Source organism: Streptomyces sudanensis (assembly GCF_023614315.1).
GTDB lineage: Bacteria > Actinomycetota > Actinomycetes > Streptomycetales > Streptomycetaceae > Streptomyces > Streptomyces sudanensis.
This window is the reverse complement of record NZ_CP095474.1, coordinates 5,139,552-5,150,878: the sequence shown is the minus strand read 5'-3', so window position 1 is coordinate 5,150,878 and position 11,327 is coordinate 5,139,552. Positions and strand designations below refer to the sequence as shown.

The following is an 11,327-nucleotide window of genomic DNA, read 5'->3' as shown; positions in this document are numbered from 1 at the left end:
CGGCGNCTCNGCNGAGGCGCCGTNNNCNTNTGAGAAGTTGTAAAAGGGCAAGGCGGACCGCGGCCCGGGCGCCCGGCGGCAGGTACCCGCCCGCCGCCCCGGGGGACACCCGGTGGGGGCCGGCGCCGGACCCGGCCCGGCCCGCGACCCGACGGCGTCCGCCCCGTACCGCCGGTACCGCCCGTACCGCCGGGTCGTGCCGGGCGGGGCCGGTACCGGGCCCGGTTCCGCCGCGTCGTCCCGTACGGGTCAGGCGTTCCCGGTGAGCGGGTTCCGGCCGCGGTGCGCCTCGGCGCCGGTCAGGCCGTACGGAGGGGAGGCCGTACGGAGAAGGGCGCGGGGCGGCGGGAGGTCAGCGGGTGGAGCACCGGCTCCCCATGGAGGACATCGCGGCGGGGGACATGGACCGCATGCGCCGCCACATCCCCTGGGCCTGCTCCTCGGGGCGCTGCTGCTCGCCGTGGAGGGCGGTGAGGATCACCAGGCCGCCGGTCAGGGCGGGGACGGCCCACTGCATGCGGGCCAGGAGCCGCTGGGCCTTGTCGGTGTCGATCGGGTGCTCGGCCGCCCTCTCGGCGTCCTCCGGGTCCGGGGAGGAGGCGAGCTCGATCTTCTTCCCCAGCACCCTGCTGTAGGCGGTGGCCGCGAGGGCGGCTCCGGTCAGGACCGTCTTGGCGAGCGTGGAGGCGCCCACGCCCTGCTGGGCGGCGACGCGGGGCGCGTTCGCCACCAGCATGCCGCCGGCGCCGAACAGGTGGGCGGCGATCGCCGCGGCGTTGACGGGCGTCCACTTCGCCCAGCCGCAACTGGAGATCCGCGCGGCCTCGGTCCACGTCTCGCCCTCGTCGCGAGCCGCGCCGTTCAGCCCGACCGCGCCCATCAGGGAGCCGCCGAACCAGGCGGCAAGTCCCACGTCGTGCAGACTGCGCAGCATCGTGTTCCGTTCGGACATGCTGTGATCTCCCTCGCCGTTCGATGACAGGAGCGCCGGCGAAAGCGGCCGGCGCCCTCCTCAGCCTCACCCGCCCCACGGCCGCACGCCATCGCGGCTGGTGCGAACGGGGCAGGGAGCGGGGCCGGCGCGGCGGCCCCCTCGGGACCGGCGTCCCGGTCCGTCCGGGGGTTCCGGCGGCGCCCCGACGACGACGGCAACCGCGTCGAGGCCATCGGCGCGCACCCGTTCCCCATCGGGGACGGCGCGCCGCCCGCTCCGACGACCCGCTGCGCCGTCGGCGGCATCGCCCGCGCCCGCATGCCGGCGATCGCCGAACGCGAGGGCATGGCGTGCACCGTCGCCGACCTGCCGCCCGCGTTCACCGGGGAGGCGGACGGCGTGTTCGTCCGCGGCACCGCCCGCGAGATCCCCCGGTCCCCCGCATCGGCGAACACCGCCACGCCCCGGGCGGACACGAGACCGTCCGGAAGTCGTCCCCCGGCCACCGGCCACCGGCCACCGGCCACCGGCCACCGGCCACCGGCCACCGGGAGATGATCGAGGGCCGCAGCGACGTGACCGTGCCGAACGCGCGGGCGCGGCGGTGACCGGCGCCGCGCAGGACGAGGCCCCGCCCCAGGGGCCGTGAGAGCGGGAGTGCGTGCATGGGAGCGATAGAGGCCCTGGAGAAACTGGCACCGGTGGTGCTGGCCTTCGGATGCGGGGTCCTCCTCGCGAAGCGGAAGGTGGTGCCGGCCGGGAGTTCGAAGGCCTTCGCCGACTACGCCTTCCTCTTCGCCGTGCCGTGCTTCCTGTTCGGCAACATCTACCGCAGCGACCTGGCGGCCCTGTTCGACTGGCGGGCCGTCAGCGGCTATGCCGTCGCGGCGGTCCTCGCGGCCGCCGCGGTGGGCGTGCTGGCGCGGGTCTTCGGGGTGCGCGACCCGCGCGGCGTGGCGTTGCGCATCATGGCGGCGGTCCAGGTCAACACGGCCTACTTCGCCGTACCGGTGTTCATCATGCTGTTCGGGGACGCGGCACCGATCTTCCCCGTGCTGCTCTTCCAGGTCTGCGTCCTGTCGCTGGTCGTCATCTCCATCATGGAGCTGGGGCGGCCGGACCGGACCGGCGGGCCGGGCAGGCGCCTCACGGCGGCCGTCGCCGCCTCCCTGACGACGCCGGTCGTGATCGCCTGCAACGCCGGCATCGTGCTCAACCTGCTGCCCGTGGAGCTGCCCGGAGTGGTCCTCGACAGCTTCGCGTTCGTGGGCGACAGCGCCTCGCCGGTGGCACTGTTCGCCCTCGGACTGCACCTGGGCGGCACGGGCGTGCGGATACGCGGCACCACCGCGGAGGAGATCCGGCTGATCGCCTTCAAGTGCGTGGCCTTCCCCCTGCTCACCTTCGCGGTGTGCCGCCACGTCCTCGACGTCCGCGGCGACTGGCTCCACCACCTCGTGCTGATCGCCGCCATGCCCGCGCCGCAGAACCTGTTCGTCTTCGCCCAGCGCTACGACGTGGACGTCGACATGTCGGCCGCCCTCGTCGTCAAGAGCTCGGTGGTCGCGCTGCTGCTGCTCCCGTTGTGGATGCAGTGGGTGGCGCACTCGGGCTGACCGACCGCGGGGGCGGACGGCGTGACCGGTTCCGCCCCGCCCCGCCCGTGCCGTACCCGCGGGTGAACCCCGCCTTCCGGGACAACCGCGGCACCTGCCGCTTCGCCTCCGCCGACTTCGCGCGCCTCGACGTCGACCGCGTCATGCACCGCGTGACGGTCCTGGGCGAGCCGGTGAAGGGCCCGACCGGGTCCGTGTCCCGGGCGGTGGCGGGAGAGCCGCTGCGGGCCTGATGGGNNGGGCGGGCGGTTCGGGGACCGGCGGGCCCGCGGCCGCCCNNCCCCNGTTCCACGCGGATTCCGCTCCTCCCCGGTCCGCCGCGGTCCCGGTGGGGTGTGAGTACGGTCGGCACCGGTCATCAGGGGTAGTCGTGACGAGTGACACGGGTGTGCCCGCCGGGGGCGCACCGGCGCCTGCCGGGAGAGTGATGCGGTGTCGTCCGGAGCGGACAGGAACGCGAACGGGTGGCGGATGCTGGCGGGTCTGCTGGCGGACAGCCACCTGATGCCGGTGGAATCGCTGCCGGCCAGGGTGCGCGAGAACGCCGCGGTGGCGGGTTTCCCCGAGGTGCTGATCTACCTGGGCGATCTGCAGCGGCACGTGCTCAGCCCGCTGCCCGGGGAAGGCTCGGACGCCGGGGACCGGCAGGCGCGGGTGCCCATCCAGGGCACCGTGGCCGGAAGGGCCTTCCAGTACGGGCAGGCCCTGCCCGCCGGGCCCGCGGGAGAGGAGGGCCGCGACTGGTGGGTGCCGCTGCTGGACGGCACCGAGCGCATGGGCGTGCTGCGGGTCACCGCCGTCCACGACGACGACCGCGCGCAGGAGGAGATGGAGCGGCTGGCCTCGCTGATCGCGATGATCCTCCACAGCAAGCGGGAGAGCAGCGACCTCCTGGCCCGGCTGGAGCGGACCGAGCCGTTGAACGTGGCGGCGGAGATGCAGTGGAAGCTGATGCCGCCGCGCGTCTACGCCGACGGGCGGGTGGTGATCGCGGCGGCCCTGGAACCGGCGTACCGGATCAGCGGCGACGCCTTCGACTACGCCACCGACGGCCCGCTCGTCCACCTGTCGGTCTTCGACGCGATGGGGCACGACACGGCCGCCGGCCTGTCCGCCAACCTCGCCGTCGGCGCCTGCCGCAACACCCGCCGCCAGGGAGGCGGCCTGGTCGCCTGCGGCGAGGCGGTGGAAGCGGAGCTGACCGAGCAGTACGACCAGCGGCGCTACGTCACCGGGATCCTGGCCACCCTGGACACCCGCACCGGGACGCTGTCGTGGGTCAACCGCGGCCACCACCCGCCGCTGATCATCCGGGACGGCCGGTGGGCCACCCACCCGCAGTGCCCTCCCGCCCATCCGATGGGCACCGGCCTGGGGCTGGAGAGCCACGTGTGCCGCGAGCAGCTGCAGCCCGGCGACCGCGTGGTGCTGTACACCGACGGCATCGTCGAGGCCGGCGGCGCGGGCGGCCCCCGGTTCGGCCTCGAGCGCTTCACCGACCTCCTCGTCCGCCACCACGCCGACGGCCTGTCCGTCCCCGAGACCCTGCGCCGGGTGATCCACGCGGTGCGCGAGCACCACGACGACCGGCTCCAGGACGACGCCACCGTGCTGTTCTGCCAGTGGCTCGGGCCCGACCCCGGCCCCACCGGGGAGGCCGCCGACCTGGGCGGGGTGCCCGAGACCGGCCGTCCCCCGGCGGCCAGGCGGAATAGGAGCACCCCGTGACGGGAGACGACCTGCGCCTGGTCCTGGTGGAGGCCCGCGGTCCGCTCGCCGTCGCCGCCGCGAGCGGGGAGATGGACCTGTACACCGTCACCGCCTTCCACCGGCGGGCCGCCGCGCTGATCGACGACCACCCCCGCCTGATCCTGGACCTGTCCGGCATCACCTTCTGCGACTCCTCCGGGCTCAACACGCTGCTGCGGCTGCGCCGCCACGCCGGCGAGAGGGGCGGACGCCTCGTCCTGTCCGCCCCCGCCGACCAGGTCATGCGGATGCTGCGCCTCACCGGCGCCGACACCGTCTTCCCGCTCTACGCCGATGTCGCCGAGGCCCGGGCGGCGCAGCCCCCCGGCGTCCGCTGACCCCGCGGGGGCGGTCCGGTCCGGGCAGCGGCCCGGTGGGCCTACCCGTCCGTGCCCGTACCGCGCCCGGGCGGCAGTGCGCACGCCGCCGTGCCGCCCGGCATGCGGTGCCGGTTGTCCGCCACGAGCCGGTAGACGCGGTGGGCGGCCCACCGTACGAGGGGCAGGGTCAGCAGGGCGCCCAGGACCGGCCACGCCCCGCGTGCGCTCAGGAGCAGCCGGGCGACGGCGCGGGATCCGCCGTACACCTCCCCCGAGGGGGTCACCCACAGCGCCTCGTGCTCGGCGCGCCGCCGGGTGACGCCGAGTTCCTCCAGGTCGGCGAGCTGCCACGGTGTCACCGTGCAGCGGGGTCGGATGAGCCGCTCGGCGAACCCCACCGAGGTGCCGCAGAAGCCGCAGTCCCCGTCGTAGACGAGCACCGGTCGGGTCCGCATGGTCTTCATGGTCTTCTCGTCCCTCCTCGCGCCGCCGCGTCGTCGAGACCGACGGCATCGACGTTACCGCGTGGCCCGCCACGGGCGGGCGGGCCGTTCGCGGTCCGCGACGAGGGGCGGCACGCCGGAGGGCGGTGTGCGCACCCGGTCGCGCACGGGGCGTCCCGTGTGCTCTTACGGGGGCGATACGTCCGATCGGCGGGGGTTTGTCATGAAACGTGAGAGATGCGGCTCCGTGGGCACGCATGGACCGTAAAGGTCGATGCTCAAGGAGCAGCTGATGGGTGTTCGAGTCGCTGTCGTCTACTACAGCGCCACAGGGAACGTGCACGCGCTCGCCAAGGCCCTGGCGGAGGGAGCGGAGGGCAGTGGCGCCGAGGTCAGGTTGCGGCGGGTGGCCGAGCTCGCGCCCGACACGGCCATCGACGCCAACCCGGCCTGGCGCGCTCACGTCGACGCCACGAAGGACCAGGTGACCGAGGCGACGCTCGAGGACCTGGAGTGGGCCACCGCCTACGCCTTCGGCACCCCCACGCGCTACGGCAACGTCACCGCCCAGCTCAAGCAGTTCATCGACCTCACCGGCGGGCAGTGGCAGGCGGGCGTGTTCCACAACAAGCCCGTGACGAGCTTCACCTCGGCGATGAACCGGCACGGCGGCCAGGAGTCGACGATCCTGTCCCTGAACAACGTGTTCTACCACTGGGGCTGCGTCATCGTCCCGCCCGGCTACACCGACCCCCTGCTGTTCGCCGCCGGCGGCAACCCGTACGGCACCAGCTGGCCCAGCGGCGGCGGCGAGGGGCCGGACGAGGCGGCCCTGGCGGCGGCGCGCTACCAGGGCCGCCACCTGGCGGACATCGCCGGCCGTCTCCAGAGCTGAGCACCGACCCGCGGCCGACCGCCGGGAAGGCGGGGCCGGTCGGGCCGGGCGGCCCGCCCGGGAGCCCCGGGGCTCCTCACCGTCGTCGGGGTGACCGTGCTGCCGGCGCCCCGCCCCCGCGGGTCCGCCGCACGGGGCCCGGCGGCGGCCCCGTGCGGCGGGCGGTGGGGCCTTTCAGGCGGCGGGGCCGGCCCCCGGTCCGTCGAGGAGCGGGTGGGAACCGAGCCGCCGCAGAAGCCCCCGCAGCCGCTCCGTCTCCTGTTCCGGCAGCGGCAGCAGCGGCGGGCGCGGGGCGCCGGCCGGCCGGCCCTGGAGCGCCAGGCCGGCCTTGACCGACCGCGGCAGGCCGTGCTCGACGATGAACCGCAGGAACGGCAGCTGCTCCGCCAGCAGGGCGTCCGCCCGCTCCGCCGCGCCGTCGCGCTGGGCGGCGTACAGCTCCAGGCACCACCGGGGCAGCAGGCAGGGTGCGGCGGTGCACCAGCCGGCCGCGCCGGCCCGGAAGGCGTCGAGCGCGAGGGGGTTGCTGCCGTTGTAGACGGACAGGGCGCCCCCGGACCTCTCCAGGATCTCCCGGAAGCGCCCGGCCTCGCCCGAACTCTCCTTCACCATGGTCAGGTTGGGGATCTTCCGGGCGAGCGCGACGACGGTGCGCGGCAGCAGGTCGATCCCGCCGGTGCCGGGGTTGTTGTAGAGCATGACCGGGATGTCGACCGCCGCCGCGACCGCGGTGAAGTGGCGTTCGAGTTCGGCCTCGGAGAGCTTCCAGTACGTCTGCGCCAGGACCATGACCGCGGTGGCCCCGCGGCGTGCGGCCGCGCGGGCGCGCCGCACGGTGGTGTCCGTGCTCCAGTGGGAGACGCCCACGAGGGTCGGCACGCGTCCGGCGACGGTCTGCAGGACCGTCTCGCACACCGCGTCCCACTCGTCCTCCCTCAGGTAGGCGCTCTCGCCCGTGCTGCCCAGCGGCGCGACCGCGTGGCTGCCCGCGTCCACCAGGTCGCCGGTCAGCCGGCGCAGTGCCGGCAGGTCGAGTTCGCCGGTGTCCGGGGAGAAGGGGGTGACGGGGTACGCGATGATCCCCGCCAGCGCGGGGCCGCCGGTCACAGGGCCACTCCCTCGGCGACGCAGTCGGGGTGCCTGCGCAGCGCGCGGCGGGCGTAGTAGGCGAAGTTGGCCTGGTGGCGCCGGGGGGTGGAGGTCCAGTCGTGGGCCTCCTTCGCCAGGTCCGGCGGCAGCGGCTGGACCGTCCCCGCCGACATGGCCAGCAGTTGCAGCCGGGCCGCGCGCTCGATGAGGATGGCGAGGTTGCACGCCTCCTCCACGCTGCGGCCGGCCACGAGCTGCCCGTGGTGGGCGAGGAGGACGGCCCGCTTGTCGCCGAGGGCCGACGTGATGATCTCCCCCTCCTCGTTGCCCACCGGCACGCCCGGCCACTCCTTGAGGAAGGCGCAGTCGTCGTACAGGGGGGTGGTGTCCATCTGGGAGACCAGGAGGGGGACCTCCAGCATCGCCAGGGCGGCCGTGTGCAGCGCGTGGGTGTGGACGATGCAGCCGACGTCCTCGCGCGCCCGGTAGATCCAGGAGTGGAAGCGGTTCGCCGGATTGGGCATGCCCGTCCCCTCCAGGACGTTCAGGTCCTCGTCGACCAGCAGCAGGTTGTCCTCGGTGATCTCGTCGAAGCCGAGGCCGAGCCGCTGGGTGTAGTAGGTCCCCGGCTCCCGCCCGCGGGCGGTGATCTGCCCCGCGAGGCCGGAGTCGTGGCCGCCGTCGAACAGGATGCGGCAGGTCAGGGCGAGCTTCTGCCGGACGGTCAGCCCGGAGTCGCCGAAGTGGTCGCGCATGTTCCGCTCGGCGCGGCCGACGAGGGTGTCCTTCGTCTCCCGGAATGTGGTTGCCATCTCTCCGTCCCTTTCCGGCCGCCGGCACCTCCGGCGGCCCGACCGGCCAGCGGAGCGCCGGAGCGAACCGCTGGACACGTCGTTCACTATAGGACACCTTGTGTCATGAAGGGAAGGGCGGGCCGCCGTGATCACCGTCGGGCCGGGTCCGGGGCCAAAAGGGCGTACTACCATTCCCGTCTGGTCGCCGCGGGACCGCGGAACGGCCGGAAGGGGAGAACGGTGTTCAATCGCGTGCGGCAGCTGCGCAGGGAACGGCTGATGACCCTGGAGGCGCTGGCGGAGCGCGCCGGGGTGACCAAGAGCTACCTCTCCAAGGTCGAACGGGGGCAGAGCACGCCCTCCATCGCCGTCAGCGCCGCGCTCGCCCGCGCCCTGGACACTCCCCTGGACAGCCTCTTCACCGACTCCGAGCAGCTCACGGACGTCACGGTGACCCGGGCCGGGGAGCGGCGGCTCCTCACCCCCGAGGAGGAGCCGGGTTCCCGCTACGAGGGCATCGCCCTCCAGGCCGGCACCAAGCGGATGACGCCGTTCATGCTGTACCCGCCGCACGACGCCGACTCCACACCCTTCCGGGACCACCCGGGCGAGGAGTTCCTCTTCGTGCACCGGGGCCGGGCCGAACTCCTCCTCCCCTCCCGCTCCGTCGAGCTGGAGCCGGGCGACTCCGCCTACTTCACGGCCACGACGCCGCACAAGGTGCGCTCCCTGAGCGCCGACCGCGCCGTCCTCCTCCTCCTGATCTCCGACGGCCCCGGGGGCGACCGCGCCCCCCATCCCCATCTGCCCTGATCCGGGCCCGGCCCGCTCCCCGGGAGCACCGGACGCCCGGAAGGACGCGCCCGAGCGCGCTCCGGGGCCGAAGGGCCCACGGCGCGCACCGCCTCCGTGCGGACGCCGGCACGCCGAACGGCCCGGCGCCGCCGGTGGCGGCCCGACGCGGCGAAGTACCCGAACGCGGCCCCGCCCCGGGCGGGGGCCGCAGCGGTGCCGGGCGGCGGGCTCCACTTCGGCGGGGCCCGCCGCCCGTGCCGGGGCGGGAGGACCGTCGCCGCGGCCCTCGGCGGCCCCACCGCCGGCTTCCGGTTCACCGCCTCCCGGCGCGCGGGCCGGGCCGCGTCCGGCCGTACGGAGGTTCCGCACCGGACGGAACCGGCACCGGAAGCCGTGTCGGAACGGCCGCAACGGTGTTGGCATGATGGGCGCATGACGAATCGCGGGGGGCAGCAGGAACCCACCAGTTACCCGCTCCGGCCGCCGCTGCCGGCGCAGAGGCGGGGCGAGCCCACCGAGGCGGCCGGGGCGGCGGACGGGCCGCCCGCCCCTCCGCCGGGTCCGCCGCGGGCGGAGCCGGCGGCGGCGCCCGGCCCGGATTCCGGCGCGGGGCGCCTGGTCGGCGGACGGTACCGGCTCCTGGAGCGCCTGGGCTCCGGTGGCATGGGTACGGTCTGGCGGGCCCGGGACGAGGTGGTCGACCGGGACGTGGCCGTCAAGGAGCCGCGCCTTCCGGAGACGTTGAGCGAGGCGGAGCGGCACACGGCGCACCGGCGCATGCAGCGCGAGGCACGCGCGGCCGCCCGGATCGACCACCCCTCCGTCGTCTGCATCCACGACGTCGTCACCGAGGACGGCAGCCCCTGGATCGTGATGGAGCTGGTGCGCGGCAGGTCCCTCGCCGACCTGCTGGACGAGGGGACCCTGCCGCCGGCGGAGGCCGCGCGGATCGGCCTGGCCGTCCTCGGCGCGCTCAACGCGGCGCACGAGGCCGGGGTCCTGCACCGGGACGTCAAGCCCGGCAACGTCATGGTCGGCCGCCACGGCAGGGTCGTCCTGACCGACTTCGGCATCGCCCAGGTGGAGGGCGAGCAGAAGCTCACGGAGACCGGTGCCTTCATCGGCTCGCCGGAGTACATCGCGCCGGAGCGGGTGCTGGGGCGCCGCGCGGGGCCCGAGTCCGACCTGTGGTCCCTGGGCGTGACGCTCTACCAGGCCGTCGAGGGGGTCTCCCCCTTCCGCCGCCAGACCACCCCGTCGACCCTCCAGGCCATCCTGCTGGCCGAGTTGCCTCCCGCCCGGCACGCCGAGGAGCTGCACGAGACCATCCGCGGCCTGCTCCGCAAGGAGCCGGAGAGCCGCCTCACCGCCCGGCAGGCCCTCGGGATGCTGCGGTCGGCCGCCGCCGGCGAGGAGCGGCCGGCGGCGGACGCCGAGCGCACCGCGCCCTCCGCCACGGGGCCGGGGGCTCCCGGTGCCGGGTCGCGCCGGAGGCGGTACCTCCTCGCCGCCGCCGCCGGAGCCGCCGTCCTCGCACTGGTGGCGGGCCTCCTCCTCCGGTCCGGCGGGGAGGAGCTGCCCGAGGGGTGGAAGCGCTACGACGAGTACCGGATGCAGTTGTCCGTGGCCGCGCCCGAGAAGTGGACGATCACCACCGAGGACGATCTGGAGAGTTCCGGCGGCCCCTACACCGCGACCCGGTACAGCGCGCCGTCCGGCGACAGGTCCATCCTGGTGGACGAGTTGAAGGGCGTCACCGAGACCGCCGTCGCCACGGCCGAGCGCTGGAAGCGCGAATACGAGGAGGGCACCCCGCCCGAGGGCGGCGAGCCGGCCGTGGCGGACGTGCGGGCCGTCACCCACCAGGGCCGGGACGCCGCGCTGTTCACCGGCTCCTACAACGCGAACACCGAGGGCGCGCCGCGCCGGCTGCAGAAGACCCTCGTCGTGGTCAGCTCCCGCCAGGAGCGGCTGACCCTCACCGTCGCCCTCCCGGCCGGGAAGGGGGCCGAGAAGACCGCCGAGGACCTCCTGGGCAAGGCGCGGCTGGCCTTCGAGATCCGGGACCTCTGACCGGACGCCGGGTCCGGCCGTGCGCGGCACCGGCGGCACGACCGGACCCGGCACGGAGCGGTGCGGGCCGGACCGGACCGGCCGCCGCGGTGGACGCGGCGGCGCGACGCGGACGCGACCGGCGGGCGGCGCGCCCCTCGGCCTCCCGCCGTCGAACCGGTTCCCCTCGCGGTGGAGGCGGGTCCGACGGCGGGCGGCGGCCGTATCGGCGTGGAGGGCGGAGCCCCGCAGCGGAGACCGGCGAGGGGCGCCGGCGTCGGCACTACCCACTCGGAGCAACACCTCCCCGAGTGACGCTTCGTTCACTGCTTGGTGGTGAGTGCGGGTCGGACGCCTCATGGATTGTGACGTCCATGGCAATGGGGGAGTTCTGTGAACTCGGACCGGTGGTCGGCCGCGCGGCTCCCCACCGGCGCACCCACAGGAAAAGCTCTCGAAGGGCAAGACAACCATGAAGCTCAGGAACACCCTCGCCTGCACGTTCGCCGCCCTGGCCGTCGCCGGTGGCGCCGCCGGGACCGCTCAGGCGGCCGACGACGACGTGACGAAGTTCGACAACGGCAGCCAGGTCGCCAGCTGCGACGTCATCGAGCTCCTCGACCAGCCGAACCTGTCGGGG

11 protein-coding genes are annotated in these 11,327 nt (G+C 75.0%); 7 read left to right on the top strand and 4 right to left on the bottom strand.

Annotation, left to right across the window (positions count from 1 at the left end; translation table 11 throughout):
* Positions 1 to 352: 352 nt before the first annotated feature.
* The gene (locus tag MW084_RS23870; protein WP_010473068.1) at positions 353 to 952 is read right to left on the bottom strand and encodes a hypothetical protein; all 600 of its coding nucleotides are present in this window, start codon (positions 950 to 952) and stop codon (positions 353 to 355) included.
* 647 nt (positions 953 to 1,599) lie between these two features.
* Between MW084_RS23870 and MW084_RS23865 the strand changes: the two genes are divergently transcribed.
* The 4 genes from MW084_RS23865 to MW084_RS23850 all read left to right on the top strand — a co-directional run bounded on the left by MW084_RS23865 (position 1,600) and on the right by MW084_RS23850 (position 4,637).
* Positions 1,600 to 2,550: an AEC family transporter gene (locus tag MW084_RS23865; protein WP_010473072.1), complete on the top strand. Its 951-nt coding sequence runs from the start codon at positions 1,600 to 1,602 to the stop codon at positions 2,548 to 2,550.
* 62 nt (positions 2,551 to 2,612) lie between these two features.
* A complete protein-coding gene (locus MW084_RS23860; RefSeq protein ID WP_193789357.1) occupies positions 2,613 to 2,783 on the top strand; it encodes a hypothetical protein in 171 nt (56 codons plus the stop codon).
* Between the two features lie 199 nt (positions 2,784 to 2,982).
* Entirely contained in the window at positions 2,983 to 4,278 is a 1,296-nt protein-coding gene (locus MW084_RS23855; RefSeq protein WP_029553681.1) for a PP2C family protein-serine/threonine phosphatase, read from the top strand.
* Positions 4,275 to 4,637 carry an STAS domain-containing protein gene (locus MW084_RS23850; RefSeq protein WP_010473075.1) on the top strand — a complete coding sequence of 121 codons (363 nt, stop codon included), beginning with the start codon at positions 4,275 to 4,277 and terminating at the stop codon, positions 4,635 to 4,637. The genes MW084_RS23855 and MW084_RS23850 overlap by 4 nt, the downstream gene beginning before the upstream one ends.
* Positions 4,638 to 4,678: 41 nt before the next feature.
* Here MW084_RS23850 and MW084_RS23845 read toward each other — a convergent pair whose 3' ends face one another.
* Positions 4,679 to 5,074, bottom strand: coding sequence for a thiol-disulfide oxidoreductase DCC family protein (locus tag MW084_RS23845; RefSeq protein ID WP_029553682.1), 396 nt, complete (start codon positions 5,072 to 5,074; stop codon positions 4,679 to 4,681).
* Positions 5,075 to 5,354: 280 nt separating this feature from the next.
* On the opposite strand from MW084_RS23845, the gene wrbA reads away from it, so the two are divergent.
* A complete protein-coding gene (gene wrbA / locus MW084_RS23840) occupies positions 5,355 to 5,957 on the top strand; it encodes an NAD(P)H:quinone oxidoreductase (RefSeq protein WP_029553683.1) in 603 nt (200 codons plus the stop codon).
* A gap of 174 nt (positions 5,958 to 6,131) precedes the next feature.
* Here wrbA and MW084_RS23835 read toward each other — a convergent pair whose 3' ends face one another.
* The gene (locus MW084_RS23835) at positions 6,132 to 7,064 is read right to left on the bottom strand and encodes a dihydrodipicolinate synthase family protein (RefSeq protein WP_010473078.1); all 933 of its coding nucleotides are present in this window, start codon (positions 7,062 to 7,064) and stop codon (positions 6,132 to 6,134) included.
* Complete coding sequence (locus tag MW084_RS23830) at positions 7,061 to 7,858, bottom strand: aldolase (RefSeq protein WP_010473079.1); 798 nt, start codon at positions 7,856 to 7,858, stop codon at positions 7,061 to 7,063. The genes MW084_RS23835 and MW084_RS23830 overlap by 4 nt, the downstream gene beginning before the upstream one ends.
* Before the next feature lie 222 nt (positions 7,859 to 8,080).
* Between MW084_RS23830 and MW084_RS23825 the strand changes: the two genes are divergently transcribed.
* Both MW084_RS23825 and MW084_RS23820 read left to right on the top strand, forming a co-directional pair.
* Positions 8,081 to 8,653, top strand: a complete 573-nt coding sequence (locus MW084_RS23825) for a helix-turn-helix domain-containing protein (protein WP_039829629.1) — start codon at positions 8,081 to 8,083, stop codon at positions 8,651 to 8,653.
* Between the two features lie 414 nt (positions 8,654 to 9,067).
* Positions 9,068 to 10,708: a serine/threonine-protein kinase gene (locus MW084_RS23820; protein WP_010473084.1), complete on the top strand. Its 1,641-nt coding sequence runs from the start codon at positions 9,068 to 9,070 to the stop codon at positions 10,706 to 10,708.
* Positions 10,709 to 11,327 lie beyond the last annotated feature (619 nt).

Bases quoted from the DNA above. Each gene is read 5' to 3' on its own strand.
- MW084_RS23870 (WP_010473068.1), bottom strand. From the start codon at position 952: ATGTCCGAACGGAACACGATGCTGCGCAGTCTGCACGACGTGGGACTT.
- MW084_RS23865 (WP_010473072.1), top strand. From the start codon at position 1,600: ATGGGAGCGATAGAGGCCCTGGAGAAACTGGCACCGGTGGTGCTGGCC.
- MW084_RS23845 (WP_029553682.1), bottom strand. From the start codon at position 5,074: ATGCGGACCCGACCGGTGCTCGTCTACGACGGGGACTGCGGCTTCTGC.
- wrbA (WP_029553683.1), top strand. From the start codon at position 5,355: ATGGGTGTTCGAGTCGCTGTCGTCTACTACAGCGCCACAGGGAACGTG.
- MW084_RS23830 (WP_010473079.1), bottom strand. From the start codon at position 7,858: ATGGCAACCACATTCCGGGAGACGAAGGACACCCTCGTCGGCCGCGCC.
- MW084_RS23820 (WP_010473084.1), top strand. From the start codon at position 9,068: ATGACGAATCGCGGGGGGCAGCAGGAACCCACCAGTTACCCGCTCCGG.